The organism is Streptomyces sp. NPDC002680 (genome assembly GCF_042889145.1).
Lineage (GTDB): Bacteria > Actinomycetota > Actinomycetes > Streptomycetales > Streptomycetaceae > Streptomyces > Streptomyces adonidis.
Map to the genome: position 1 here is coordinate 269,505 of NZ_JBIAQP010000015.1, position 25,940 is coordinate 295,444.

The 25,940-nt window shown below is 71.6% G+C and carries 22 protein-coding genes; 11 read left to right on the forward strand and 11 right to left on the reverse strand.

Annotation, left to right across the window (positions count from 1 at the left end):
* Positions 1-60: 60 nt before the first annotated feature.
* The 4 genes from ACFYXF_RS35270 to ssd all read right to left on the reverse strand — a co-directional run bounded on the left by ACFYXF_RS35270 (position 61) and on the right by ssd (position 4,103).
* The gene (locus ACFYXF_RS35270; RefSeq protein WP_389355943.1) at positions 61-858 is read right to left on the reverse strand and encodes a type II secretion system F family protein; all 798 of its coding nucleotides are present in this window, start codon (positions 856-858) and stop codon (positions 61-63) included.
* A 70-nt stretch (positions 859-928) separates the two neighbouring features.
* Positions 929-1,774: a type II secretion system F family protein gene (locus ACFYXF_RS35275; RefSeq protein WP_389355997.1), complete on the reverse strand. Its 846-nt coding sequence runs from the start codon at positions 1,772-1,774 to the stop codon at positions 929-931.
* A gap of 20 nt (positions 1,775-1,794) precedes the next feature.
* Positions 1,795-3,000: a TadA family conjugal transfer-associated ATPase gene (locus ACFYXF_RS35280; RefSeq protein ID WP_389355945.1), complete on the reverse strand. Its 1,206-nt coding sequence runs from the start codon at positions 2,998-3,000 to the stop codon at positions 1,795-1,797.
* Positions 2,997-4,103, reverse strand: coding sequence for a septum site-determining protein Ssd (gene ssd, locus ACFYXF_RS35285; RefSeq protein WP_389355947.1), 1,107 nt, complete (start codon positions 4,101-4,103; stop codon positions 2,997-2,999). Before ssd ends, ACFYXF_RS35280 begins: the two co-directional genes overlap by 4 nt.
* Positions 4,104-4,656: 553 nt before the next feature.
* On the opposite strand from ssd, the gene ACFYXF_RS35290 reads away from it, so the two are divergent.
* A complete protein-coding gene (locus ACFYXF_RS35290) occupies positions 4,657-5,490 on the forward strand; it encodes an HAD family hydrolase (protein ID WP_369034399.1) in 834 nt (277 codons plus the stop codon).
* A gap of 409 nt (positions 5,491-5,899) precedes the next feature.
* Here the strand turns inward: ACFYXF_RS35290 and ACFYXF_RS35295 are convergent, their stop codons facing one another.
* Positions 5,900-6,724, reverse strand: coding sequence for an oxidoreductase (locus tag ACFYXF_RS35295; RefSeq protein ID WP_389355950.1), 825 nt, complete (start codon positions 6,722-6,724; stop codon positions 5,900-5,902).
* 101 nt (positions 6,725-6,825) lie between these two features.
* Here ACFYXF_RS35295 and ACFYXF_RS35300 point away from each other — a divergent pair, with 101 nt between their 5' ends.
* Positions 6,826-7,815, forward strand: coding sequence for an ATP-binding protein (locus tag ACFYXF_RS35300; protein WP_389355952.1), 990 nt, complete (start codon positions 6,826-6,828; stop codon positions 7,813-7,815).
* 59 nt (positions 7,816-7,874) lie between these two features.
* Here the strand turns inward: ACFYXF_RS35300 and ACFYXF_RS35305 are convergent, their stop codons facing one another.
* Positions 7,875-9,167, reverse strand: a complete 1,293-nt coding sequence (locus tag ACFYXF_RS35305) for a hypothetical protein (protein WP_389355954.1) — start codon at positions 9,165-9,167, stop codon at positions 7,875-7,877.
* Positions 9,168-9,472: 305 nt separating this feature from the next.
* On the opposite strand from ACFYXF_RS35305, the gene ACFYXF_RS35310 reads away from it, so the two are divergent.
* The 6 genes from ACFYXF_RS35310 (at position 9,473) to ACFYXF_RS35335 (ending at position 17,600) form a co-directional block, all read left to right on the forward strand.
* Entirely contained in the window at positions 9,473-11,932 is a 2,460-nt protein-coding gene (locus tag ACFYXF_RS35310) for a bifunctional SulP family inorganic anion transporter/carbonic anhydrase (protein WP_389355956.1), read from the forward strand.
* 225 nt (positions 11,933-12,157) lie between these two features.
* Positions 12,158-14,113, forward strand: coding sequence for an acetate--CoA ligase (acs, locus tag ACFYXF_RS35315; RefSeq protein ID WP_389355958.1), 1,956 nt, complete (start codon positions 12,158-12,160; stop codon positions 14,111-14,113).
* A 161-nt stretch (positions 14,114-14,274) separates the two neighbouring features.
* A complete protein-coding gene (gene nhaA, locus ACFYXF_RS35320; RefSeq protein WP_389355960.1) occupies positions 14,275-15,726 on the forward strand; it encodes a Na+/H+ antiporter NhaA in 1,452 nt (483 codons plus the stop codon).
* 141 nt (positions 15,727-15,867) lie between these two features.
* Positions 15,868-16,344, forward strand: coding sequence for a phage holin family protein (locus ACFYXF_RS35325; protein ID WP_389355961.1), 477 nt, complete (start codon positions 15,868-15,870; stop codon positions 16,342-16,344).
* Positions 16,341-17,306, forward strand: a complete 966-nt coding sequence (locus ACFYXF_RS35330; RefSeq protein WP_389355964.1) for an alpha/beta fold hydrolase — start codon at positions 16,341-16,343, stop codon at positions 17,304-17,306. The genes ACFYXF_RS35325 and ACFYXF_RS35330 overlap by 4 nt, the downstream gene beginning before the upstream one ends.
* A 114-nt stretch (positions 17,307-17,420) precedes the next feature.
* Positions 17,421-17,600, forward strand: coding sequence for a hypothetical protein (locus tag ACFYXF_RS35335; protein WP_235476119.1), 180 nt, complete (start codon positions 17,421-17,423; stop codon positions 17,598-17,600).
* A 72-nt stretch (positions 17,601-17,672) separates the two neighbouring features.
* Here ACFYXF_RS35335 and ACFYXF_RS35340 read toward each other — a convergent pair whose 3' ends face one another.
* The 3 genes from ACFYXF_RS35340 to nth all read right to left on the reverse strand — a co-directional run bounded on the left by ACFYXF_RS35340 (position 17,673) and on the right by nth (position 20,776).
* On the reverse strand, positions 17,673-18,872 hold the full coding sequence (locus ACFYXF_RS35340; protein ID WP_389355966.1) for a MarP family serine protease: 1,200 nt from the start codon (positions 18,870-18,872) through the stop codon (positions 17,673-17,675).
* A gap of 13 nt (positions 18,873-18,885) precedes the next feature.
* Positions 18,886-19,608 carry an NUDIX hydrolase gene (locus ACFYXF_RS35345; protein ID WP_389355968.1) on the reverse strand — a complete coding sequence of 241 codons (723 nt, stop codon included), beginning with the start codon at positions 19,606-19,608 and terminating at the stop codon, positions 18,886-18,888.
* Between the two features lie 100 nt (positions 19,609-19,708).
* Entirely contained in the window at positions 19,709-20,776 is a 1,068-nt protein-coding gene (gene nth / locus ACFYXF_RS35350; protein WP_389355999.1) for an endonuclease III, read from the reverse strand.
* A 489-nt stretch (positions 20,777-21,265) separates the two neighbouring features.
* Here nth and ACFYXF_RS35355 point away from each other — a divergent pair, with 489 nt between their 5' ends.
* From ACFYXF_RS35355 to ACFYXF_RS35365, 3 genes are all read left to right on the forward strand, one after another.
* The gene (locus tag ACFYXF_RS35355) at positions 21,266-21,940 is read left to right on the forward strand and encodes a Crp/Fnr family transcriptional regulator (protein WP_006382668.1); all 675 of its coding nucleotides are present in this window, start codon (positions 21,266-21,268) and stop codon (positions 21,938-21,940) included.
* A gap of 181 nt (positions 21,941-22,121) precedes the next feature.
* Positions 22,122-23,204 (forward strand): PQQ-binding-like beta-propeller repeat protein, encoded by a 1,083-nt coding sequence (locus ACFYXF_RS35360; RefSeq protein WP_389355970.1) that lies wholly within the window; start codon positions 22,122-22,124, stop codon positions 23,202-23,204.
* A 2-nt stretch (positions 23,205-23,206) separates the two neighbouring features.
* Positions 23,207-24,049, forward strand: a complete 843-nt coding sequence (locus ACFYXF_RS35365; RefSeq protein WP_389355972.1) for a nucleotidyltransferase — start codon at positions 23,207-23,209, stop codon at positions 24,047-24,049.
* Here the strand turns inward: ACFYXF_RS35365 and ACFYXF_RS35370 are convergent.
* Both ACFYXF_RS35370 and ACFYXF_RS35375 read right to left on the reverse strand, forming a co-directional pair.
* Positions 24,046-24,876, reverse strand: a complete 831-nt coding sequence (locus tag ACFYXF_RS35370; protein WP_389355974.1) for an MBL fold metallo-hydrolase — start codon at positions 24,874-24,876, stop codon at positions 24,046-24,048. The genes ACFYXF_RS35365 and ACFYXF_RS35370 overlap by 4 nt on opposite strands.
* A 43-nt stretch (positions 24,877-24,919) precedes the next feature.
* Complete coding sequence (locus tag ACFYXF_RS35375) at positions 24,920-25,795, reverse strand: NUDIX hydrolase (protein WP_389355976.1); 876 nt, start codon at positions 25,793-25,795, stop codon at positions 24,920-24,922.
* Between the last annotated feature and the right edge of the window lie 145 nt (positions 25,796-25,940).

Here is a 25,940-nt window from a genome sequence, read left to right on the forward strand (position 1 = left end):
GTTTCAGTTCCGTTGATGACTTGTTGTTGTCGACCCGCTGTTGATCTCGCCCCGCCCTCGTCACCCACCACCCCCACCCAGCAACCCGTCCGCCAGCCCGATCACCACGGGCAGTACGCCGACCGCGATGAACGCGGGCAGGAAGCACAGCCCCACCGGCGCGGTGACCATGACGGCCGCCCGTCGGGCCCGTTCCGTCGCCGCGCGGCCCCAGCCGGCGCGGGTGTCGGCTGCGATGCGCGCGACGGGCGCCGCCGCCGCAACGCCCGACTCGTCGGCCCGCTCCAGCAGCCTCGCCAGGGGTCCGGCGCCCGGTATCGACGCCAACCTCCGCCACGCCTCGGCCGGTTCGCCGCCGAGCCGTACCTCCGCCGCGCCCCGCGCCAGCCGCTCCCCGACCGGTCCCGCCAGCGCCTCGCCCACCGCCTGGGCCGCGATCACCGGACCGGCGCCGGCCGCGATACAGGCCGCCAGCAGATCGGCGGCGAGCGGGAGTTGCCGGGCCGCCTCGGCCGCGTCGACCTCCTCCGCCGCGCCACCGGCCGCTTGTCGCAGTCGCCACCGCCACAGGGCGAACCCGGCGACCAGTCCCACCACGACCCCGGCCCCGCCGCCGACCAGCACCCACCCGGCGCACACCGCGCCCGCCACGGGCAGCCACCGTCGTACGGCGTCCCGCGCCTCGAACCGCCGCCCAGCCAGGCCCCGTTCCCGCTCCAGTTCCCGTGCCAGCAGCCGGGCCAGCCTCCGGCGCACCCTCCGTTCACGCCGTACCGTCTCGATCCACCGCAGCAGCCACCCCAGGGCCAGCGCGACCCCCAACACCGCCCCCAGCCTGTGGAAAACCTCCGCGCTCACGCCAACTCCCTTCGCCGGCCCCGGTCGACGGCCGTACCGCGACGGCCCTCGTCACGCACTCCCCCGACCCTCATGCCGCCTCCGCTCCCCGCACGATCCGCAGCACCCACCACAGGCCCACGCCCTCCAGCACCCCGCCGACCAGCAGGCAGCCCAGTCCGGCGCCGGTGTGCAGCAGCACGTGCAGGGGGTCGGCGCCCAGTGCCGTACCCAGGAACAGGCCCAGCACCGGCAGGCCCGCGAGCATCACCGCAGTCGAGCGGGCACCCGCCAACTGGGCGCGCAGGTCGGCGCGTTGGTCCCGGTCGGCGCGCAGGGCTCCTTCAAGGCGGTCCAGGCCGGCCGCCAGTCCGGCGCCCTGGTCCACGGCCACCCGCCAGCACGCCGCGAGGCCCAACAGCCCCTCCGCGCCCGGTTGTCGAGCCGCCGAGGCAAGCGCCCCGGGGACGTCCCCGCCGAACCGTGCCGCCGCCAGCACCGACGCCTGTGCCTCGCCGAGCCCGCCGGAGTCACGCGCCGCCCGCAGCAGCGCCTCCCCCGGCTGCCGCCCGGCGCGCACCTCACCGGCGAGCGATCCGCATAGCGCGATCACCTCATCGCCCCGCCGCTCCCGCGCCCGCCGCACCTCACCGGCCAGCCTGACCCGGCGCAGCAGCGGCACCCCGGCCGCGCCCACCAGTGCCGGCACCACGGAGGCACCCAGCAACGCCACCACCAGGCCGCCGGCCACCGCCCACCATTCGGCCCGCAACCGCCCGCGCAGCCGCCGCAGTTCACCGGTTGCCCGCTCCCACGAGGGCGGCCCGGTCCCCGCCGCCCCGCCCCCGGAGAGCAGCAACTCCGCCCGCCGCGCCCCCGGATACCGCCCGCCCAGCAACCAGCAGACCGCCCCGGCACACACCCCGGCCGCCCCCATCGACAGCTCACCGATCCCGCTCACGCGCCCTCACTCCCCCGCCCCTTGTCGCCACCGGCGCGAAGCAGCCCCCGCAGCCGCTCCCACCCCCGCTCGTACGCGAACGCCTCCTCGCCCCACCGCAAGGCCGGCACCGTCACCACCAGCCCCGACGCGTCCCGCTCCAGGACATGCACCTCGGCGATCCGGCGCCGCCCGGCCCGGTCGCGGGCGAGATGCAGGACCACCGACAGCGCGGCCGCCAACTGGCTGTGCAGCGCGGCCCGGTCGAGCCCGGCGGCCGTACCCAGCGCCTCCAGCCGCGCCGGTACGTCCGCCGCCGCGTTCGCGTGGACCGTCCCGCACCCGCTGTGGCCCGTGTTCAAGGCGGCGAGCAGATGCACTACCTCGGCGCCTCTGACCTCCCCGACCGCCACCCGGTCCGGCCGCATCCGCAGCGCCTGCCGCACGAGGTCCTGGAGGGTGACCAGGCCCGCGCCCTCCTGGTTGGCGGGTCTGGTCTCCAGGCGTACGACGTGCGGATGGTCGGGCCGCAGCTCCGCCGAGTCCTCGGCGAGCACGATCCGCTCACCCGGACCGGCCAGCCCCAGCAGGGCGCTCAGGAGGGTGGTCTTGCCGCTTCCCGTGCCGCCGCTGATCAGGAAGGACAGCCGCGCGTCGAGCAGCGCCCGCAGCACCCGGTCGCCGCCCGGCGGGACCGTCCCCGCGGCCATCAGCTCGTCCAGCGTGAACGCGCGCGGCCGTACCACCCGCAGCGAAAGGCAGGTGCAGCCGACAGCCACCGGAGGCAGTACCGCGTGCAGACGCGTCCCGTCGGGCAGCCTGGCGTCGACCCATGGCCGAGCGTCGTCGAGCCGCCGTCCGGCCACCGCGGCCAAGCGCTGCGCGAGCCGTCGTACGGCGCCCGCGTCCGGGAAGGACACGGCGGTCAGTTCCAGTCCGCCGCCCCGGTCCACCCACACCCGGTCCGGGGCCGCCACCAGTACGTCGGTCACCGACGGATCGGCGAGCAGCGGCTCCAGCGGGCCGGTGCCGACCAGCTCGGACCTCAACCGCACGGCGGCGCCCAGCACTTCGGCGTCCCCGAGCACCCGCCCCTGCTCCCGCAGAGCCTGTGCCACGCGCGCGGGTGTCGCCTCGGCGCCGCTCTCGGCCAGCCACTGCCGTACGCCGTCCAGCAGCCCGGCGGGCGCCCCCGGCCCCTCGTCCCAGCGCGCGCGGCTCATACGCCACCCGCCTCGGCCAGCGCCCGCTCCCAGAACACCGTGCAGAACCGGGCCAGTGGTCCGCGCGGGGCCGCTCCCGGCGGCGCCTTGCCCTCGTGCGGGCGTGCCAGGGCCGACTCGACGGGGACCTCGCCCGCCAGGGGCAGGTCGAGCAGCCTGGCCACCTCGTGGTCGTCCAGGCCCGGTGTGTACGGCCCCCGTACCGCCACGCGCAGGTCGCGCAGGACCATGCGGACGGCGGACGCCACCCGGCCGGCCGCCGCGACGGCGCGCAGTTCGCCGGGGACCACCAGGATGCCGACGTCCAGCTGGGCGAGGACCTCGGCGACGCCGTCGTCGACGCGCCGCGGGAGGTCGACGACGACCGCTCCGCCGCGCCGTCTGGCCGCGGCGAGCACCGCGCGTACGGCTTGGGGCGGGACGGCCACGCAGTCTCCGCGGTCCCAGCTCAGCACCCTCAGGGAGTGCAGTTTCGGCAGCGACTCCTCCAGGGCGCCGCCGCCGACCCGGCCGCGCGAGGCGGCGAAGGCGGGCCAGCGCAGTCCGTCGGCCGTCTCACCGCCGAGGAGTACGTCGAGTCCGCCGCCCAGTGGATCCGCGTCCACCAGGAGGGTGCGCAGCCCCTCGCGCGCGGAGGTGACGGCGAGCGCGCAGGCCAGCGTGGACGCTCCGGCCCCGCCCCGGCCGCCGATGACGCCGACGGTGAGCGCGGGCCTGCCGACGCCCTCGGCGACGTCGGCGATGCGGTCGACGAGCCACTGTTCGCCGTCGGGCAGCATCAGGACGTGGTCGGCGCCGATCTCGACGGCCCGCCGCCAGACCCCGGAGTCGTCCTGGTCCCGCCCGACCAGCACCACTCCTCGCCTGCGCACGGCCCCGCGCACCCGGCGTACGGCGTCGTCGCCGACCAGGACGAGCGGTGCGGCCTCCCAGCCACCGCCCCGCTCGGGCACTCCGTGGTGCACTTCGGGTGTGGCGCCTGCCGCCGCGCACAGGCGCAGCAGGTCGTCCAGCAGATCGGCGTCCTCGGTGACGATCAGCGGTCCGCTCTGCCGTCCCTCGGCCGCGGGCTGATCGTTGTCGTGCGTGATGGCTCCTGCCATGGTTTCCGGCCCCCTTCGCTAGTTCCCGGACATGCGGAGAACCGGCGAGCGGCCTCCATATGAACGGCCGGCGGAAACCGGCCAAGCGCGTTCGACAAACCGAACCGGCCATGAACTCGCCGCGAGCGGGACGCGCTGGAATCACGATGAGGCGAACCCGGAAATCGTGTGGATCTTGGTCGAAATCTGTGGACAACACAGTGGTTGTGGATATCTCCGTCACCCAAACAGGTGACCGTTGTACGACTTTCCCCAGAGCAGTCCAACGGCTACGCACAGTGACGGATCGCGGGCATGCAAAAGAGGCGACCGGAGCCGCCTCGTACGGCGCAACGGCCGCGAAGGGAGAACGAAGGAAGAGCTGAAACCCACCCGGACATGCGACGACCCCCGCCGGGGGGGAGAGCGGGGGTCGTCCCCACGGTTCGACTCGGGGGGGGAGGAGCCGGACCGGGTTAGCACGGTCGCGAACGATCCGTGACTTCCATGGTGTACCCGACAGCCCTCTGGGGCAAACCCACGCGCCACACCTTACGCCGAATGGTGGGCGCCTATGCTCGGGCTCGTGGAAAACCACTCCTTGCCCCGCACAGCCGCCTTCTTCGACCTGGACAAGACGGTCATTGCGAAGTCGAGCACGCTCACGTTCAGCAAGTCGTTCTACCAAGGCGGTCTCATCAACCGCAGGGCCGTCTTGCGTACCGCCTATGCCCAGTTCGTCTTCCTCGCGGGCGGCGCCGACCATGACCAGATGGAGCGCATGCGCGAGTACCTGTCCGCGCTGTGCCGAGGCTGGAACGTCCAACAGGTCAAGGAGATCGTCGCCGAGACGCTGCACGACCTGATCGACCCGATCATCTACGACGAGGCGGCCTCCCTCATCGAGGAGCACCACACCGCCGGCCGTGACGTGGTGATCGTGTCCACGTCGGGCGCGGAGGTCGTCGAGCCGATCGGCGAACTGCTCGGCGCGGACCGGGTGGTGGCCACGCGCATGGTCGTCGGCGACGACGGCTGCTTCACGGGCGAGGTGGAGTACTACGCGTACGGGCCCACCAAGGCCGAGGCGATCAAGGAGCTGGCCGCGTCCGAGGGATACGACCTCGCGCGTTGCTACGCGTACAGCGACAGCGTCACCGACATCCCCATGCTGGCGTCCGTCGGCCATCCGCACGCCGTGAATCCGGACCGCGCGTTGCGCCGGGAAGCGGTCGCCCGCGGCTGGCCGATCCTGGACTTCCACCGCCCGGTCCGGCTGAAGCAGCGACTGCCGGCGCTCTCCGTACCGCCGCGTCCGGCCCTGGTCGCCGCTGCCGCGATAGGTGCGGCGGCGGCCACGGCGGGCCTCGTCTGGTACGCGAGCAGGCGCCGCCCGACGGTCGCCTGAGCCGCCCCTGCGGCCCCGTCCGGGGTCATCCGGCACACCGGCGCCCGAATCATGCCCGTTTGATCACAAAAGTAAAGAAGTACATCCAGGGCTTCCGCTTACTCCGGTCCAGGAGTAGAAAGGACTTAACGGCCCGCGAGACCAAGGACATCCGAAAGGATCACCTTAATAACGCAATTGGCCCCACGGACCGAGCATGAACACTGGGCACCCACGCGACGTCGACCCGTCGATTACGGGCCAGCCGCACCAGGTGACGGGCCAAGTTCCCGACCTGATGGGCAATATTTCGAGGACGCTTGGTAACCGGGTGGACATGCCAGCGGCGGTACGAATCCTCGTGCCGCCGCATCCCTTTGCAGGCCCTCCGCGGAGGGCCTTTTCGCTGCCTTCCCCCGCGTATCCGCTTTTACGCCGCCCCGCGCTGCAACGCCTCGCACACGGCGGTCGATTCACGCGCCCCGAGTTCAACCGCCCGGCCACAGTGCGCGATCCACGCCGACATGCCCTCCGGAGTGCCGGAGACATAGCCTTCGAGCGCCGCCAGATAGGCCGCGCGGCCCGGTTCGGCGTGGCCGACCTCGGCCGGGCACACCGACTTCGGGTCAAGGCCGCTGCCGACCAGGACGATCCGCTCGGCCACGCGCGCGACAAGGCCGTTGTGGGAGCCGAAGGGGCGCAGGGCCAGCAGTTCGCCGTGCACGACGGCCGCCGTGACCAGGGCGGGGGCGGAACCGCCCGCGATGATCAGCTCCGCGAGTCCCTCCAGCCGCCCGGACACCTCGGCCGCGCTCGGCAGCGGCAGTTCGACCAGCGGCTCGTCGACCGGCTCGCCGTCCTGGCGCGGACGCCCCACCTCGTCGCCCGCGCCCGCGGCGGCGACCAGATGCAGCCGGGCCAGCACGCGCAGCGGCGACTGGCGCCAGATGGACAGGAGTTGGCCGGCCTCCGCGGTCAGCCGGAGGGCCGCGCCGACGACCCGGGCCTCGTCGTCACCGCTGAAGTCGGTGCGCCGACGCACCTCTTCGAGGGCCCAGTCGGCACCGGAGAGGGCCGCTGAACCACGCGCGCCGCGCAGTGCGGCCTCGCCGGTGATCTCGTTGCTGCGCCGCCGCATGATGCGATGCCCGTAGACCCGGTCCACGGACTTGCGCACGGCCTCCACGGAGTCGGCCACCCCGGGCAGCGATCCCAGGGCCGCGAGCGGATCGGCGGTCGCACCTGTCGTACTCATGAGTACGACCCTACGCAATCCAGGGAGCCGACCCACGAAGGAGTGGACTTCCTCACGCTCCCTGGACACCCTCGGCGGTCACCCCACTACCGTTAGTGAACATGAAAATTGCTTTCGTCGGGAAGGGCGGCAGCGGCAAGACCACGCTGTCCTCGCTGTTCGTCCGCCACCTCGCGGCCTCCGGGGCCCCGGTCCTCGCCATCGACGCCGACATCAACCAGCACCTGGGCGCCGCACTCGGCCTCCACGACACCGAATCCGCCGCGATGCCCCCGATGGGCGAGCGGATGGAGCTGATCAAGGAGTACCTCCGCGGCACGAACCCGCGCATCGCCTGCGCCGACGCGATGATCAAGACGACCCCACCCGGCGAGGGTTCGAGGCTGCTGCGGGTCCAGGAGACCAATCCGGTGTACGACGCCTGTGCGCGGCCGGTGGAACTCGACGGCGGTGCCGTCCGTTTGATGGTCACCGGCCCGTTCACCGAAGCCGATCTGGGAGTGGCCTGCTACCACTCCAAGACGGGCGCGGTGGAGCTGTGCCTGAACCATCTCGTCGACGGCCCGAGCGAGTATGTCGTCGTCGACATGACCGCGGGCTCGGACTCCTTCGCGTCCGGCCTGTTCACCCGCTTCGACATCACGTTCCTCGTCGCCGAACCGACCCGGAAGGGAGTCTCCGTCTACCGCCAGTACAAGGAGTACGCCCAGGACTTCGGGGTCGTTCTGAAGGTCGTCGGCAACAAGGTGCAGGGCCAGGACGACCTCGACTTCCTCCGCGCCGAGGTCGGCGACGACCTCCTGGAGACGGTCGGCCACTCGGACTGGGTGCGCGCCATGGAGAAGGGCCGCTCCACCCGGTTCGAACTCCTGGAGGACACCAACCGCCGCTCCCTGCGCCGCCTGCGAACCGCCGTCGACGCCACGTACGACCTCCGCGACTGGGAGCGTTACACCCACCAGATGGTCCACTTCCACCTGAAGAACGCCCACTCCTGGGCCAACGCAAGAACGGGAGTCGACCTGGCGGCCCAGGTCGACCCCGGTTTCGTCCTGACCGAGGAACTGGCGGCAACCACAGCGCCCCGATAGGGGCGCGGGGAACTGCGCGACCGGCCCCCACCGGGCCGCGGCCGACAAACCGCCAACCGCTACCGCGCACCCGCAGGCGCCCCCGGCACCCCCTTCGGCGCCGGGGCCGATGCCGATGCCGACGCCGGGCGGCCCGCCAAGAAGGTCGCCCACCCACCCTTCGGCGCCTCCCCGACCTCAAGCGTCCGCAACCGAGCCAACACCTCCGGATCCTGCGCATCCAACCAGTCCGCAAGCTGCCGGAACGAAACACACCGCACATCGGCCTTCGTACACACCCGCTCGATGACCTCCTCCACGGCGCGCATGTACACCCCGCCGTTCCAGGACTCGAAGTGGTTGCCGATGATCAGCGGCGCCCGGTTGCCCTCATGCGCCCGTTCGAACCCCTTGAGGAGCCCGTCCCGGAACTGGTCGCCCCAGTACTCGTGCCGGGCCTTGTCCCCCGTCCGTGCCGCGGACTGGTTCATGTAGAAGTTGTAGTCCATGGTCAGCGTCTCGAAGCCCCGGCCCGGCATCGGGACGAGCTGCATGGACAGGTCCCACAGGCCCTTCTTCTTCTCGGGCCAGACCTGGTCGTTGACGCCGCTCGTGTCATAGCGGAAGCCCAGTTCGCGGGCGGCGCTCGTGAAGTTCTTCTGCCCTTCCAGGCAGGGCGTGCGGGCGCCGACGAGTTCCCGCTCGTAGTCGAAGGGCAGCGGGGACGCCTTCGTCATGCCGGTGGTGGTCTTCCAGGACTTCACGAAACGTTTCGCCTGGGCGATCTCGTCCTTCCAGTCCTCCACCGACCACTCGCCGACACCGCCCCCGGCGCCGCAGAAGTGGCCGTTGAAGTGGGTGCCGACCTCACTGCCCTCCAGCCAGGCGAGCCGCAGTTGCTTCACGGTGTCGGCGATGCCCTGCTCGTCGTTGAAACCGATGTCGGAGCGGCCCGGCGAGTGCTGGGGCGGCCGGTACAGATCGCGCTTGTCCTCCGGGAGCAGGTACACGCCGCTCAGGAAGTACGTCATCGTCGCCTTGTTGGCCTTGGCCACCTTGCGGAAGTGGGAGAAGAGCCGCTGGCTGTCCTCACCCGCGCCGTCCCAGGAGAGGACGACGAACTGCGGCGGCTTCTGGCCGGGCTTCAACCTCTCCGGTCGGGGCTGGTAGGGCTGAGCTCCGGTGTACGCAGTCGAACCGTCGCCGATCAGCCGGACCGCGCTCCTGGGTGCCGGGGCCGGGGCCGCCTTCTTCGCACCGGGCGCGCCTCCCTTCGTACCGGAGCCGATGCCTCCCACCCCGCAGCCGCCGAGTGACGCGGCACAGGCCGCGACGGCCACGACGCCCGCGGCGATCCTCCTGGTGACGGCCATGTCCGCCCACCTCTTCCTTCGTTCGGGCCGGCGCTTTCGGGCGCGGCGCCGCCAAGGTGACACGGAACAAAAAAGGAATTAGTACGACAAGCCGATCAAAAGTTCAGTTCACTCTTCGGGGTGATCCATTACCCCATTTGCCCGGAAAATCCATACTCGGCCTTTACTGTGCATTACGATCCATTTACCGAGCGTTGAAAAATCCCGCCGCTGCACGCCGTGACCACACGGCCGCGACCCGCCCCCCGCCACAGACGGGGGACCACCTGTTCCGCGACCGCGCTGCCCCGGAGGAGACGGGAAACATGTCTGCCTGCGTCCCCACTCGCGCCCCCGACCCGACTCGGACGAAGCGCATGCACCAGCCCCACAGCCCACCTTCACCGCCGACCCCACCCCGCCGCTTCCGTATCGCGGGCGCCGATGTGTCGGCCGCCATCGCGGTCTTCCTGATCGCCCTGCCCCTGTCCCTGGGCATCGCCCTCGCCACCGGCGCCCCGCTCCAGGCGGGCCTGGTCGCCGCCGCCGTCGGCGGAATCGTCGCCGGACGGCTCGGCGGTTCCCCGCTCCAGGTGAGCGGCCCCGCCGCCGGGCTCACCGTCGTCACCGCCGAACTCATCCAGCGGTACGGATGGCGGACGACCTGCGCCATCACCGTCCTCGCCGGGCTCGCCCAGCTCGGCCTCGGCTGTCTGCGGGTGGCCCGCACCGCGCTCGCCGTCAGCCCCGCCGTCGTCCACGGCATGCTCGCCGGCATCGGCGTGACCATCGCCGTCGCCCAGCTGCACATCGTCCTCGGGGGTACGCCGGAGAGCGCGGTCCTCGACAACCTCCGCGCGCTGCCCGCCCAACTGGCCGGTCTTGACCCCGACGCCGTGTCGATGAGCGTGCTGACACTGACCCTGCTGCTGCTCTGGCCCCGGCTGCCCGGCCGGGCGGGGAACGTGCTGCGCAAGGTGCCGGCCGCGCTCGTCGCCGTCACCGGCGCCACGCTCACCGCCGCGCTCGCCGGGCTGAGCCTGCCCAAGGTCGACCTGCCGTCCTGGCGCAGCCACGCGCTGGCCGGGCTGCCCGAAGGACCCGTGCTCGGCCTTGTCGCCGCCGTGCTCACCGTCACCCTGGTGTGCAGTGTGCAGTCACTGCTCGGCGCGGTCGCCGTGGACAAGCTGGTGGCCTCCCGGCCCGATCTGCTGGCCGGACGGACCGAGCGGTCCGGGGGCGCGACCCGCGTCGGCCGCTCCGACCTGAACCGTGAGCTGCTCGGCCAGGGTGCCGCCAACGTCGTGTCCGGGGTGCTCGGCGGACTGCCGGTCGCGGGCGTGGCCGTGCGGAGTTCGGCGAATGTGCAAGCCGGTGCCGTGAGCCGGAACTCCACGATGCTGCACGGCGTTTTCGTAGTAGTCGCCGCGTTGCTGATGGTTCCGATCCTGGAGCTGATCCCGCTCGCCTCACTCGCCGCCCTGGTGATGGCCGTCGGTATCCAGATGGTGTCCCTGCACCACATCCGCACGGTGACGCGCCACCGCGAGGTCCTGGTCTACGCGGTGACGACCTTGGGCGTCGTCCTGTTCGGCGTCCTCGAAGGAGTGCTGCTGGGCGTCGCGGTCGCCGTCGCCGTCGCCCTGCACCGCCTCGCCCGCACCCGGATCACCTACGAAGTGAGAGACGACGAGAGAGAGGGAGTCCATTACGTACACGTACGAGGACAGTTGACGTTCCTCGCGGTGCCCCGGCTCAGCCGGACACTGCACCTCGTGCCCCAAGGGGCCGACGCCGTCGTGGAGTTGGACGGCTCGTTCATGGACCACGCGGCGTACGAGTCGCTGCACGACTGGCAGAACACGCACACCGCGCAGGGCGGCACCGTCGAGGTGACCGGCCGCACGGGGACCCGTATCGCCGAGCCCACGAGCGACTCCGACTGCCGCTGCCGGCCCTGGACGCCCTGGCGCAACCACCAGTGCGAGGTCCCGGAGCCCGGACAGGGGCGAGGGGAGTCGGTGAGTGGGTCCGGCGGGGCGAGCCGTCCCACCGCTTCCCCCGGCTCGCCCGACTCGGTCGACGCGGCCGATTCGCTCGGTGCCGTCGAGCCGAGCGGGCACCAACTGGCGCGCGGTATCAGCGCGTTCCAGCGGAACACCGCTCCGCTGGTGCGCGGTGAGCTGGCCCGGCTGGCGCGTGAGGGACAGCGGCCCGCGCAGCTGTTCCTGACGTGTGCCGACTCGCGTCTCGTCACGTCGATGATCACCTCCAGTGGTCCCGGCGACCTGTTCGTCGTACGGAACGTCGGCAATCTCGTGCCGCTGCCCGGCGAGGAGAGCGGGGACGACTCGGTGGCGGCGGCGATCGAGTACGCGGTGGACGTGCTGCAGGTGCGGTCCATCACGGTGTGCGGGCACTCCGGGTGCGGGGCCATGCAGGCGCTGCTGAGCATGGAGCCCGGCGGGGCACGGACGCCGCTGAGGCGGTGGCTGCGGCACGGGGCGCCGAGCCTGGAGCGGATGGCCTCGACGGACGGGCCCTGGGCGCGGCTCGCCGGGCGGGCGCCCGCCGACGCGGTCGAGCAGCTCTGCCTGACCAATGTGGTCCAGCAGTTGGAGCATCTGCGGGCGCATGAGTCGGTGGCGCGGGCCCTGCGGGAAGGTGCGCTCGAACTGCACGGGATGTACTTCCATGTGGGTGAGGCTCAGGCGTATCTGCTCAGCGGAGAGGTGGGCGGGGACGAGGTGTTCGATCATGTGCGGGCGGCCGGACTGTCCGCCTGACGGGGGCGGATGAACCGGGCGACCGTCGCGCACGTGACCTTGGTTGTCCCCTTCATGAGGAGGCGCGCCGACGGGAGCGGCCTGGCGGCCCGAGGGTCCTACGACCCGAGGGCGCAAAGGTCTAAACCAATTTTCCGTCGGCCCTTGTCATCGGGCCCCCCGGTCTGATGAGCTGTGGCCTGGGACACAACGGCCGCCCCGGCAAAGCACCGTAAGGGAGATGTCGTGAGCAACGAAAGCCTGGCCAACCTGCTCAAGGAAGAGCGCAGGTTCGCGCCACCCGCCGAGCTGGCCGCGGACGCCAACGTCACGGCGGAGGCGTACGAACAGGCCAAGGCTGACCGGCTCGGCTTCTGGGCCGCGCAGGCCCGCCGGCTGAGCTGGGCCACCGAGCCGACCGAGACGCTGGACTGGTCGAACCCGCCGTTCGCCAAGTGGTTCAAGGACGGCAGCCTCAACGTCGCGTACAACTGCGTCGACCGGCATGTCGAGGCCGGCAATGGCGACCGGGTCGCCATCCACTTCGAGGGCGAGCCCGGCGACAGCCGCGCGATCACCTACGCCGAGCTCAAGGACGAGGTCTCCAAGGCCGCCAACGCCCTGCTGGAGCTGGGAGTCGAGAAGGGCGACCGGGTCGCCGTCTACATGCCGATGATCCCGGAGACGGCGATCGCGATGCTGGCGTGCGCCCGGATCGGCGCCGCGCACTCCGTCGTCTTCGGCGGGTTCTCCGCGGACGCGCTAGCCACGCGCATCCAGGACGCCGACGCCAAGATCGTCATCACCACCGACGGCGGCTACCGCCGGGGCAAGCCGTCCGCGCTCAAGCCCGCCGTCGACGCGGCCGTCGAGCGTGTCGACAACGTGGAGCACGTGCTCGTCGTCCGCCGTACGGGCCAGGACGTCGAGTGGCACGACGACCGGGACGTGTGGTGGCACGAGGTCGTCGACCGGCAGAGCACCGAGCACACGCCCGAGGCGTTCGAGGCCGAGCAGCCGCTGTTCATCCTCTACACGTCCGGTACGACGGGTAAGCCCAAGGGCATCCTGCACACCTCCGGCGGCTACCTCACCCAGGCCGCCTACACCCACCACGCCGTCTTCGACCTCAAGCCGGAGACCGACGTCTACTGGTGCACCGCCGACGTCGGCTGGGTCACCGGGCACTCGTACATCGTGTACGGGCCGCTGGCCAACGGCGCGACGCAGGTCATGTACGAGGGGACGCCGGACACCCCGCACCAGGGCCGCTTCTGGGAGATCGTCCAGAAGTACGGGGTCACGATCCTCTACACGGCGCCCACCGCCATCCGTACGTTCATGAAGTGGGGCGACGACATCCCCGCCAAGTTCGACCTCTCCTCCCTCCGGGTGCTGGGGTCCGTGGGCGAGCCGATCAACCCCGAGGCGTGGATCTGGTACCGCAAGCACATCGGCGGCGACGCGACGCCCATCGTCGACACCTGGTGGCAGACCGAGACCGGCGCCATGATGATCTCCCCACTGCCCGGCGTGACCGAGACCAAGCCGGGGTCCGCGCAGCGGGCGCTGCCCGGGATCTCCGCGACCGTCGTCGACGACGAGGCGCGTGAGGTGCCCGACGGGGGCGGCGGTTATCTCGTACTCACCGAGCCGTGGCCGTCCATGCTGCGCACCATCTGGGGCGACGACCAGCGGTTCATCGACACCTACTGGTCGCGTTTCGAGGGCAAGTACTTCGCCGGTGACGGCGCGAAGAAGGACGACGACGGCGACATCTGGCTGCTCGGGCGCGTGGACGACGTCATGCTCGTCTCCGGGCACAACATCTCCACGACGGAGGTGGAGTCGGCGCTGGTGTCCCACCCCTCGGTCGCCGAGGCCGCCGTCGTCGGCGCCGCTGACGAGACCACCGGGCAGGCCATCGTCGCCTTCGTCATCCTGCGCGGCACCGCCACCGAGACCGACCACCTCGTCGCCGACCTGCGCAACCATGTCGGCAACACCCTCGGCCCGATCGCCAAGCCCAAGCGCATCCTGCCGGTCGCGGAACTGCCCAAGACCCGCTCCGGCAAGATCATGCGCCGCCTGCTGCGCGATGTCGCTGAGAACCGGGAGCTGGGTGACGTGACCACCCTGACCGACTCCACCGTCATGGACCTCATCCAGACGAAGCTGCCGGCGGCGGGCAGCGAGGACTAGAGCAGAACCCCGAGGGGTTCCTCCGGGCGGCGCTTCCCGCGCACCTTAGGTAGGCTAAAGATCGCGTCAACGACGCGACAAGATCCGCGAGGATCGCCAAGGTGCGCCGGGAAGTCTGGTCGGCACGCGTTCCGTGCTGCCCACCGACCGGAGGTCCCCCCGTGGTCGCCCCCCGTACCGCCAACCGCAAGCTCCTCGGACGGCTCTCGCTGCCCGAGCGGACGTTCGTCGCGGACGCGTTGCGGACCGAGACCGTCGGCGGGGTGCTGCTGCTCCTCGCCGCGATCGCCGCGCTGGTCTGGGCGAACACGCCGGTCAAGGCCTCCTACGAGGCCGTCCTCGACTTCCATGTCGGACCGGCCGCCCTCGGGCTCGACCTCTCCCTCCAGCACTGGGCCGCCGACGGACTGCTCGCCGTCTTCTTCTTCGTCGCCGGTATCGAACTCAAGCGCGAACTCGTCGCCGGGGATCTGCGCGACCCGAGGGCCGCCGCGCTGCCCGTCGTCGCCGCCCTGTGCGGAATGGCCGTACCGGCGCTCGTCTACACCCTCACCAACGTCACCGGCGGCGGTTCGCTCGCCGGGTGGGCCGTGCCCACGGCCACCGACATCGCCTTCGCGCTCGCCGTGCTCGCCGTCATCGGTACGTCCCTGCCGAGCGCCCTGCGCGCGTTCCTGCTCACACTCGCCGTCGTCGACGACCTGTTCGCCATCCTGATCATCGCGGTCTTCTTCACCGACGACCTGAACTTCGCCGCGCTCGGCGGCGCGTTCGTCGGCCTCGCCGTCTTCTGGCTGCTGCTGCGGAAGGACGTACGCGGGTGGTACGTGTACGTCCCGCTCGCGCTCGTCATCTGGGCGCTGATGTACAACAGCGGCATCCACGCCACCGTCGCCGGAGTCGCGATGGGCCTGATGCTGCGGTGCACGACCCGGACGGAGGACGGGGAGGAGCGCTCGCCCGGTGAGCGGGTCGAGCATCTGGTGCGGCCCCTGTCCGCCGGGCTCGCCGTGCCGTTGTTCGCCCTGTTCAGTGCGGGTGTCTCGGTGTCCGGCGGGGTGCTGGGGGATGTGTTCACCAAGCCCGAGACGCTCGGGGTCGTGCTCGGGCTCGTCGTCGGGAAGACGCTCGGGATCTTCGGCGGGACCTGGCTGACGGCACGTTTCACCCGGGCCTCGCTCAGCGACGACCTCGCCTGGGCGGACGTGTTCGCGGTCGCCTCGCTCGCCGGGATCGGGTTCACCGTCTCCCTGCTGATCGGCGAACTCGCGTTCGACGGCGACTCGGCGCTCACCGACGAGGTCAAGGCCGCCGTCCTGACCGGCTCCCTCATCGCCGCGCTCGCCGCGACCGTACTGCTGAAGATCCGGAACGCCCGCTACCGCCGGATGTGGGAGGCGGAGGAGCGCGACGACGACCAGGACGGCATCCCCGACATCTACGAGGAGCACGATCCGGCGTACCACCTGCGCATGGCCGAGATCTACGAGGGGAAGGCGGCAGAGCACCGGCGCATCGCCGGGCTCCGGGCCGCCGAACTCGACGCGGCCGAGCGGGACCGGCTTGCCGAAGTGGCGGGCGGGGCGGGCGACAGGGGTGACGGTCCGGCATGATCTGACACGTAACGTCGGACCGGTGGGTCGGACGCGTACCCCAGACACGTACAACTGGGCAGGTACAGCAGCAACACCCGTACGCCCCGCGCGTACGTCAGACATCCGAAGACATCCGAGCAAGACAACAGGGAGACCTCGATGAGCGCACCCGACGGCAACCCGGTCGGCGCCGAACGGAGCATCGGCCAGTTGTTCGCCTCGGCGACGACCGAGATGTCCGCGCTGGTGCACGACGAGATCGCGCTGGCGAAAGCGCAGCTCAAGCAGGATGTGAAGCGCGGCGCGACGAGCGGCGGCGCGTTCCTGGTGGCCGCCACGGTCCTGGTGTTCTCCCTGCCGATGCTCAACTTCGCACTGGCGTACGCCATTCGGACCTGGAGCGACTGGAATCTCGCCCTCTGCTTCCTGCTGTCGTTCGCCGCGAACGTCCTGCTCGCCGTCCTGCTGGTGCTGGTCGGTGTCGTCTTCGCGAAGAAGGCCAAGAAGAGCAAGGGCCCGCAGAAGGTCGCCGCGTCCATGAAGGAGACGGCGGGCGTCCTCCAGAAGGCCAAGCCACACCCCCGGCCCGCCCCGGTGAGTGACGCGGTCGAGGTTGTGGCACGCTCGTCCTCATGACGGACCCCGCCACACCCCCGGCGCACCCCTCATTCACCCAGCCCGCCTCGGCCGTACGGCTCGCCCTTCCCGGCGGGCGCGAGGCGATCCACCGGGATGTCGCCGCGAACGGCGCCCGGTTCCACATCGCGGAGCTGGGTGACGGGCCGCTGGTCATGCTCGTGCACGGGTTCCCGCAGTTCTGGTGGACCTGGCGGCACCAGCTGACCGCCCTGGCCGACGCCGGGTTCCGGGCCGTCGCCATGGACCTGCGGGGCGTGGGCGGCAGCGATCGCACGCCCCGGGGTTACGACCCCGCGAACCTCGCCCTCGACATCACGGGCGTCGTCCGGTCCCTGGGCGAGCCCGACGCCGCGCTCGTCGGCCACGACCTGGGCGGATACCTGGCGTGGACGGCCGCCGTGATGCGCCCCAAGCTGGTACGGCGGCTCGTGGTGTCCTCGATGCCCCACCCCCGGCGCTGGCGCTCGGCGATGCTGTCCGACGTCAAGCAGACGGCCGCCGGTTCCTACATCTGGGGGTTCCAGCGGCCCTGGCTGCCCGAGCGGCAGCTCATCGCGGACGACGGCGCGCTGGTCGGGCGGCTGATCCGGGACTGGTCGGGGCCGCGGCTGCCGGACGACGAGGCGGTGGAGGCGTACAGCAGGGCGATGTGCATCCCGTCGACCGCGCACTGTGCGATCGAGCCGTACCGCTGGATGGTCCGGTCGATGGCCCGGCCGGACGGCATCCAGTTCAACCGGCGCATGAAGCGGCCGGTGCGGGTGCCGACGCTGCATCTGCACGGCTCGCTCGACCCGGTGCTGCGCACACGCAGCGCGGCCGGCTCCGGGGAGTACGTGGAGGCGCCGTACCGCTGGCGGCTGTTCGACGGGCTGGGGCACTTCCCGCACGAGGAGGACCCTGTCGCTTTCTCGACGGAGCTGGTCAACTGGCTGAAGGATCCCGAGCCGGACCGGTGAGACACCGGCGGCACGGGAACACCTGTACTACGAACAGCCAATTGCCCGGCGCATAGGCCAATTGGGGGCCCATGGGGCGGTTATCGACCTTGGGGCAGGGGCAGACGTCGAGGTATGGGCTGGACGCACGACTACAGTGACGCAGCACGCAATCGCCGCTCGGGCCACGGCCCGGGCTCCCACCGAGGAGGTTCCCCGCAGCTGGCGGGGGCGGACCTGAGGGTGGGAATCCCGCGCATCCTGCGCCGCCGGGCCCGCTGGGTCTCGGTGCGCCTGCGCCACCCCCGTCCCTGAGGCCCGTACGGGATCGCCCGTAGGCCCGTAGGGACTCCTCAAGAGGCCCTCGCCGGAAGACGCCGTACCGGCTCAGAGCGCGCAGCTGTCGCTGTCCACCTGCTGGTTGGCGGTACGCCCCAGGGCGATGTCCTCCTGGATCTCGTCCGCGGTGAGCGCGTACCCGGTCTCCGGGTCGTCGAGGGACTTCGCGAAGACCACGCCGTACACCTGGCCTTCGGGCGTGAGCAGCGGGCCGCCGGAGTTGCCTTGGCGGACGGTCGCGAACAGGGAGTAGACCTCGCGGCGGACCGTGCCGCGGTGGTAGATGTCCGGGCCGTTGGCCGTGATGCGACCGCGCACGCGCGCGGGACGGACGTCGTACGACCCGTTCTCCGGGAAGCCGGCGACGATCGCGCTCTTGCCGCTGCCCGCGACCTCGGTCGTGAACCGCAGGACGGGCGCGTTCAGATCGGGTACGTCGAGTACGGCGATGTCGCGCTCCCAGTCGTAGAGGACGACCGTCGCGTCGTACTTCCTGCCCTCGCCGCCTATCTGGACGGTGGGCTCGTCGACGCCGCCCACGACATGCGCGTTGGTCATCACACGGCGCCGGTCGAAGACGAAGCCGGTGCCCTCCAGGACCTTGCCGCAGCTCGTGGCGGTGCCCATGACCTTGACGATGGAGCGCTGGGCGCGCACGGCGACCGCGCTGTTGGCGAGCGCCGGGTCGGGCGGGTCGACGTCCTTGATGGGCTCGTCGGAGAACGGGCTGAAGACCTGCGGGAAGCCGTTCTGCGCGAGGACCGAGGTGAAGTCCTTGAACCAGGTGTCGGCGTCGGAGGGCAGCACCTCCTGGACCCCTGCCAGCACCTTGGAGCCGCGGACCTCCTTGCCCACCGTGGGCATCGTGGTCTGCGCGAGGGCGGCGCCGATCAGCCAGGCGACCAGGAGCATCGCGACGACGTTGACGAGGGCCCCGCCGGTCGCGTCGAGGGCGCGGGCGGGCGACCAGGTGATGTACCGGCGCAGCTTGTTGCCGAGATGGGTGGTCAGGGCCTGGCCGACGGAGGCGCAGACAATGACGATGACGACCGCGGCGACGGCTGCCGTCGTGTTGACCTCGGCCTCGTCGGTCACGCCGTCCCAGACGACGGGCAGCAGATAGACCGCGACGAGACCACCGCCCAGGAAGCCGATCACCGACAGGATGCCGACGACGAAGCCCTGGCGGTAGCCCACGATCGCGAACCACACGGCGGCGACCAGCAACAAGATGTCCAGCACGTTCACGAGGGCCACCCTGTCACGCGCGCCAGTCGAGCGGGACCTGCTTGTTCCTGTCCCAGGGGCGCTCCCAGCCCGAGTAGTGCATCAGGCGGTCGATGATGCCTGCCGTGAAGCCCCACACCAGGGCCGATTCGACCAGAAATGCCGGACCCTGGTAGCCACTTGGGTGTACGACGGTGGCCCGGTTCGCCGGATCCGTGAGATCCGCCACGGGGACCGTGAAGACCCGTGCCGTCTCGTTCGGATCGACGACCCCGACCGGCGTCGGCTCGCGCCACCAGCCCAGTACGGGCGTGACGACGAAGCCGCTGACCGGGATGTAGAGCTTGGGCAGTACGCCGAAGAGCTGGACGCCGGCCGGATCGAGCCCCGTCTCCTCCTCGGCCTCGCGCAGCGCGGCCCGCAGCGGGCCGTCGCCCTGCGGATCGCCGTCCTCGGGGTCGAGGGCGCCGCCGGGGAAGGAGGGCTGACCGGCGTGGGAGCGCAGCGAACTGGCCCGCTCCATGAGCAGCAGCTCGGGCCCGCCGGCACTCTCGGGGCTCCCGGTCGTCCCCTTGCCCTCGCCGAAGAGGATCAGTACGGCGGACTGACGGCCGGCGCCGTCCGCGGGCGGCAGGAAACGGCTCAGCTGGAGCGGCTCGACCGTCTCGACGGCGTGCACCACCGGGTCGAGCCATCCGGGCAGGCCCTCCTTGCTGAGCGTCGCCTCACCGCCCTGTGTGTTGCTCGCGCGCGTCACCGCCACCCCCGTTCTGCTGTTTCCAACGCCTGCGACCGTCCCGATGGTTCCAGTGCTGCCGTACGACCCCCTGGCCTCGCCACGCGCCTCGCACCGGCCCTCATCCGGCCCCCAGCGGGGGCGCCGGGATGCCGCCCGCGTCGAGGTACGCCTGCGGCGGGCTGAGCCGCTGGCCGGGGAAGCCGCCCTTCTCGTACTTCAGGAGCTTCTTGGCCTTCTCCGGGTCCGTCTCGCCCTCCCCGTACGCCGGGCAGAGCGGGGCGATCGGGCAGGCGCCGCAGGCGGGCTTGCGGGCGTGGCAAATACGGCGGCCGTGGAAGATCACGTGGTGCGAGAGCATCGTCCAGTCGCTCTTGGGGAAGAGGGCGCCGATGGCCGCCTCGATCTTGTCCGGGTCCTTCTCCGCCGTCCACTGCCAGCGGTGCACGAGCCGCTGGAAGTGCGTGTCCACGGTGATTCCGGGGCGTCCGAAGGCGTTGCCGAGCACGACGAAGGCGGTCTTGCGGCCCACACCGGGGAGTTTGACGAGGTCTTCGAGTCGGCCCGGCACCTCGCCGCCGAACTGCTCCGACAGGGCCTTGGACAGCCCTATGACCGACCTGGTCTTGGCCCGGAAGAACCCGGTCGGGCGCAGGATCTCCTCGACCTCCTCGGGGTTGGCGGCGGCCAGGTCCTCGGGGGTGGGGTACTTGGCGAAGAGGGCGGGTGTCGTCTGGTTGACCCGCAGATCGGTGGTCTGGGCGGAGAGAACCGTGGCGACGAGCAGCTGGAAGGAGTTCTCGAAGTCCAGCTCGGGGTGGGCGTACGGGTAGATCTCGCCGAGTTCACGGTCGATCCGGCGGGCGCGGCGGACGAGGGCGGTGTGGGACTCGGCGCGGGGTGGCTTGGGGGTGGTGGCGGGTTTGGGGGTGGCTGTCTTGGCGGCGGCGGCCTTAGGGGAGGCGGTCTTTGAGGCGGCGGCCTTGGAAGAGGCGGCGGCGGTCTTGGTAATGGCCGTCCCGGGGGCGGCTGTTTTGGCAGCGGCAGTCTTTCGGACGGCCGGCTTGGTCGCGGCCCGCTTCGAGGGCGCGGCCTTCGAAGGCGCAGCCTGCGCGGTGCTGTCCGCCCCGGACGCGGCCTTCGCGGTGCGGCCCGTCGAGGGCGCGGCCTTCGTAGGGCCGCCCGCCACAGACACGGCCCCCGAGCGGGCGTCCGCCGAAGGCACCGCCTTCTTGGTCGCGGGCGCCTTTCGCGGCGCCGCGGAGGCAGCCCTCTTCACCGGCTCGGCCTTGTTCGCCGACCCGGCCTCCACCGGCCCGGTCACCTTCTTGGCGGCTTTCTCCACCGACATCACCTCTGCCGCTTTCTACGCATTCCGGCCCCCACCCGTACCCTGTTCGCCCACAGCGGAATCGCACCCTTCCGCCACCCGCTCAGCCCCCTTGGCCTGTGCTCTCACCGGCGATTTGGACACCCGGCCAGCCTAGAGCCCGGCACTGACATCCGCCCCGGACCCTGGAGATCGGCGCCCAATTGGCCCCCTGCCGCACTGCACGGCACACCCGTGCGGCATCCTTGTGACAGATCACACTGTTTGGACCGTCCGGCAAGATGGGGAGCACGGTCCCCGGTAATCGGGGAACAAGATCCCCTGAGCAGGTCGACAAGGAGAGAACTCGTGGACGACGTTCTGCGGCGCGCCCCGCTCTTCGCGGCGCTCGATGACGAGCAGGCCGCGGAGCTGCGCGCCTCCATGAGTGAGGTGACCCTCGCGCGCGGTGACGCCCTGTTCCACGAAGGCGACCCGGGAGACCGGCTCTACGTGGTCACCGAGGGGAAGGTCAAGCTCCATCGCACGTCCCCGGACGGGCGCGAGAACATGCTGGCCGTCCTCGGCCCCGGCGAGCTGATCGGCGAGCTGTCGCTGTTCGACCCGGGCCCGCGCACCGCCACGGCCACCGCGCTGACCGAGGTCAAGCTGCTCGGCCTCGGCCACGGCGACCTCCAGCCCTGGCTGAACGCCCGCCCCGAGGTGGCCGCCGCGCTGCTGCGCGCCGTCGCCCGGCGCCTGCGCAAGACCAACGACCAGATGTCCGACCTGGTCTTCTCCGATGTGCCGGGCCGTGTCGCCCGCGCCCTGCTCGACCTCTCGCGCCGCTTCGGCGTGCAGTCGGAGGAGGGCATCCACGTCGTGCACGACCTGACCCAGGAGGAGCTGGCGCAGCTCGTCGGCGCCTCCCGTGAGACGGTCAACAAGGCGCTCGCCGACTTCGCGGGCCGCGGCTGGCTGCGCCTGGAGGCGCGCGCCGTGATCCTGCTGGACGTGGAGCGCCTCGCGAAGCGGTCACGCTAGCCGGGTCGTCCGTAAGTGCTACGTCCGTAAGTGCTAGAGGGGCCCTGCCGAACGGCGGGGCCCCTCCGGCGTTCACTGGATTACCGGGTTCATCGGATTACCCGGTAACCGGGTTCACCGGGGCGGGGGCCACGCGGTGACGAGAACGTCATGAACGGATCGGATTCAAGGGGTGGGTCGGATGAACCAGGACAGAGCGCCCGAGTCGGTCTGGGCGGCGGCACCGGAGCCCGCGAAACGCCGGTTGCGGCTGTTCCGCCGGGACCCGGAGGCGCAGACCCTGTGGCAGTCCGAGTTCGAGCAGCGCGACCTGGGCGAGCCGCTGGGCGTGTGGGCGACGGACGAGGCGGTGGTCCTGGTCCGCTTCGACCGCGTGGCGGCGTACGCGCCGGCGACCGGTGAGCCCGGTTGGACCTGGCAGCCGCCGGGCCAGGACGTGATCGTCCGGGTGGCCCAGGACCCCGAGGACGGCGTGGGCATCGTCCTGCACCACGACGACGGCGAACGGGGCGCCGAGCACGTACGCCTCACCGCGCTCGATCTCGGCTCCGGGGACGTGGTGTGGTCGCGCGAGCAGCGGAAGGACCAGTTGGGGTACATCGGCGACACCTACACCAACGAGGTGGGCATCGGCGGCGGCCGGATAGCGACCGCCCACACCTGGGAGTGGGACGCGCCGCCGTCCGTACGGTGTCTCGACGCGCGCACCGGCGCCCTTCAGTGGGAACGGTCGCTCCCGGACCGCTGGGGCGACTCGTTCTCCGTGCTGGCGACCGACCCGCCGGTCCTGACCGTCGGCAACAGCGGCAGGCGCTCCCGCCCCCGGCTGTACGTGGTGCGCGAGGACGGCGAGTGGTACGTCGAACTTCCCGACGGATACAAGGACTTCGGGCCGGCCGTCGCGGTCGTCGGCGACACCCTCGTGGTCGGGCTGGAACCGAGCGAGCCCACGAACGACGACGAGAAGAGCGCCGACACGCTCCTCCACGCCTACTCCGTCTCGACCGGCGAACAGCTCTGGGAGTGGCGCACCGATCACGGCCGTACGCTCCATCCGCTGTCCCACCGCGGGTACTTCATGGTCGGCAACGGCTACGGCAGCCGGGTGACCGTCCTCGACCCCACCGACGGCCGGGTCGTCGCGGAGCGCAGGTTCCCCGGCTTCAGCTATCGCGCGCGGTACGCCGCCTGGGGCGACCACCTGGCCGTGGTGTGCCACGCGGTGAGCGAGACGCGCAGGGTGCGCGTGTTCCGCTGGAAATAGACATGGCGTACGGAGTGACACCGCGCCCAGGACTGGACGAGCAGGGGTTCATCGCCCGGGAGGGCTCCCCCGCGCGCGTGCCGCCCGTTTTCCGGCCCGTCGTCGACGCGGCCCGCGACCGGATCACCGACCTCTTCGGGGGACGGCTGCACAGCGCGTACCTCTACGGGTCGCTCCCGCGCGGCACCGCGCGCGTGGGCCGCAGCGATCTGGACCTCCTGCTCGCGCTGCGCGAGGAGCCAACGGAGGCGGACCGGGCGGCGGCCCGGGCACTGGACGACGCGCTCGACGACGAGTTCGAGCAGATCGACGGCGCCGGCACGCTGCTGGTCTCGCGGGCACAGGTGCTGAGCGAGCTGGAGCGGCACGACCTGGGCTGGTTCGTGGCCTGCCTCTGCACGCCCCTCCTGGGCGAGGACCTCGCCGGGCACCTCCCCCGCTACCGCCCCGACTCGCTCCTCGCGCGCGAGACCAACGGCGACCTGGCCCTGTGCCTCCCGCGCTGGCGGCGCCTGATCGCGGAGGCGACGGCCCCGGGAGCTCCCGCCGGGGCGGTACGCGTGCGCGTGCGGGGCATTTCGCGCCGCCTGGTGCGTACGGGCTTCACGCTCGTCATGCCGCGTTGGGAGGGCTGGACCAGCGACCTGGACGAGATGGCCGGGGCGTTCGCCGCGTACTACCCGGAGTGGGGCCCGCGGATGGCGGAGGCGGCGGCACTGGGCCTCCGACCGACGGACGACCCGGCCGTCCTGCGGTCGTTCCTGCACTCGCACGTCGAGGGGCTGGGCTCCTGGCTGGCCGGGGAGTACGCGCGCGTGCACGGCGTGAAAGCGCCCAGGCCCTAGATGAGGCCGTGTTCGCGCAGGTACTCCAGCTGGGCCCGTACCGACAGCTCGGCGGCCGGCCACAGGGAGCGGTCCACGTCCGCGTACACGTGGGCGACGACCTCCGCGGGGCTCGTGCAGCCGTTCTCGACCGCGGTCTCGACCTGGGCGAGGCGGTGGGCGCGGTGGGCGAGGTAGAACTCGACGGCTCCCTGGGCGTCGTCCAGGACGGGCCCGTGGCCCGGCAGGACGGTGTGCACGCCGTCGTCCACCGTCAGGGACCTCAGCCGCCTCAGGGAGTCCAGATAGTCCCCCAGGCGGCCGTCAGGATGGGCCACCACGGTCGTTCCGCGCCCCAGGACGGTGTCCCCGGTCAGGACGGCCCGATCGGCCGGGAGATGGAAGCACAGCGAGTCCGCGGTGTGCCCCGGCGTCGGTACGACCCTCAGCTCAAGCCCGCCGACGGACACGACGTCCCCGTGCCCGAGGCCCTCGTCCCCCAGCCGCAGCGCCGGATCGAGCGCCCGCACCTTCGTCCCCGTCAGCTCGGCGAACCGTCCGGCGCCCTCCGCGTGGTCCGGATGCCCGTGCGTGAGCAGCGTCAGCGCGACCCGCTTGCCGGCCTTCTCGGCCATGTCGACGACATGCCTGAGGTGTACGTCGTCCAGGGGCCCCGGGTCGACGACGACGGCCAGTTCGGAGTCCGGCTCGGACACGATCCAGGTGTTCGTGCCGTCGAGGGTCATCGCGGAGGCGTTGGGCGCGAGGACGTTGACCGCGCGCGCGGTGGCGGGGCCCGAGAGAACCCCGCCGCGCGGCTGGCCGGGGAGAGCGGCGGCTTCTGTCATTCGGGGACACCTGCCAGGGAGTCGGTCGGGGGCACGGTCGTGGTCATTCGGGGGCTTCGCCGATCCGGATGTGCTTCGTGAATTCCTCGTGCCCAGGCCACGCCAGGACAATCTCGCCGTCCTCCAGGGTGGCCCTGGCCAGGACCGGCGTCAGGTCTCGTTCCAGGGCCCCGGCGAGCGCCCCGGACGCGCTGTCGTACGGGGCCAGCGCGCGCAGGGTCGCGATCGTGGGCGGCATCATCAGCAGCTCGCCCTTGTCGTACGAGGCCGCCGCGGTGGCCGGTTCGATCCATACCGTGCGGTCCGCCTCCGTGGAGGCGTTCCGGGTGCGCTGGCCCTCCGGGAGCGCGGCCACGAAGAACCAGGTGTCGTAGCGGCGGGCCTCGAACTCCGGGGTGATCCAGCGGGCCCATGCGCCGAGGAGGTCCGAGCGGAGCACCAGTCCTCGGCGGTCCAGGAACTCGGCGAAGGACAGCTCCCGGGCGACCAGGGCGGCTCGGTCCGCCTCCCAGTCGTCGCCCGTGGTGTCGCCGACCACGGAGTCGGCGGACGGGCCGGCGAGCAGGACGCCCGCCTCCTCGTACGTCTCCCGTACGGCGGCGCAGACGACGGCCTGTGCGGACGTCTCGTCGGTGTCCAGGCCCAGCCGGGACGCCCACCACGCGCGCGTGGGGCCCGCCCAGCGGATCAGGTGGTCGTTGTCGCGGGGGTCGACTCCGCCGCCCGGGTAGGCGTACGCGCCGCCGGCGAAGGCCATGGAGGCGCGTCTGCGGAGCATGTGGACGGTGGGGCCGGTGTCGGTGTCCTTGAGGAGCATGACGGTGGCCGCGCGCTTGGGGGTGACCGGGGTGAGGGTGCCTTCGGCGAGCCCGCGGATGAGGTCCGGCCACTCCGGTGGATACCACTGCCCGTTTGCCATGGGCGGAGGCTATCCGGTGGTGAGCGCATGTTCGAGGGCCTGGTTTCTTCTTCGCCCCCGCCGCCCCTACCCGTTCCCATCCTTCTGGGGGCTGCGCCCCCAGACCCCCCTTTGTCCTCAAACGCCGGACGGGCTGGATAGTCAG

Coding starts and splice junctions, on each gene's coding strand:
- ACFYXF_RS35275 (WP_389355997.1), bottom strand. CDS start 1,774: ATGGGGGCGGCCGGGGTGTGTGCCGGGGCGGTCTGCTGGTTGCTGGGC.
- ACFYXF_RS35280 (WP_389355945.1), bottom strand. CDS start 3,000: ATGAGCCGCGCGCGCTGGGACGAGGGGCCGGGGGCGCCCGCCGGGCTG.
- ssd (WP_389355947.1), bottom strand. CDS start 4,103: ATGGCAGGAGCCATCACGCACGACAACGATCAGCCCGCGGCCGAGGGA.
- ACFYXF_RS35290 (WP_369034399.1), top strand. CDS start 4,657: ATGCTCGGGCTCGTGGAAAACCACTCCTTGCCCCGCACAGCCGCCTTC.
- ACFYXF_RS35295 (WP_389355950.1), bottom strand. CDS start 6,724: ATGAGTACGACAGGTGCGACCGCCGATCCGCTCGCGGCCCTGGGATCG.
- ACFYXF_RS35300 (WP_389355952.1), top strand. CDS start 6,826: ATGAAAATTGCTTTCGTCGGGAAGGGCGGCAGCGGCAAGACCACGCTG.
- ACFYXF_RS35305 (WP_389355954.1), bottom strand. CDS start 9,167: ATGGCCGTCACCAGGAGGATCGCCGCGGGCGTCGTGGCCGTCGCGGCC.
- ACFYXF_RS35310 (WP_389355956.1), top strand. CDS start 9,473: ATGTCTGCCTGCGTCCCCACTCGCGCCCCCGACCCGACTCGGACGAAG.
- ACFYXF_RS35325 (WP_389355961.1), top strand. CDS start 15,868: ATGAGCGCACCCGACGGCAACCCGGTCGGCGCCGAACGGAGCATCGGC.
- ACFYXF_RS35330 (WP_389355964.1), top strand. CDS start 16,341: ATGACGGACCCCGCCACACCCCCGGCGCACCCCTCATTCACCCAGCCC.
- ACFYXF_RS35335 (WP_235476119.1), top strand. CDS start 17,421: ATGGGCTGGACGCACGACTACAGTGACGCAGCACGCAATCGCCGCTCG.
- ACFYXF_RS35360 (WP_389355970.1), top strand. CDS start 22,122: ATGAACCAGGACAGAGCGCCCGAGTCGGTCTGGGCGGCGGCACCGGAG.
- ACFYXF_RS35365 (WP_389355972.1), top strand. CDS start 23,207: ATGGCGTACGGAGTGACACCGCGCCCAGGACTGGACGAGCAGGGGTTC.
- ACFYXF_RS35370 (WP_389355974.1), bottom strand. CDS start 24,876: ATGACAGAAGCCGCCGCTCTCCCCGGCCAGCCGCGCGGCGGGGTTCTC.
- ACFYXF_RS35375 (WP_389355976.1), bottom strand. CDS start 25,795: ATGGCAAACGGGCAGTGGTATCCACCGGAGTGGCCGGACCTCATCCGC.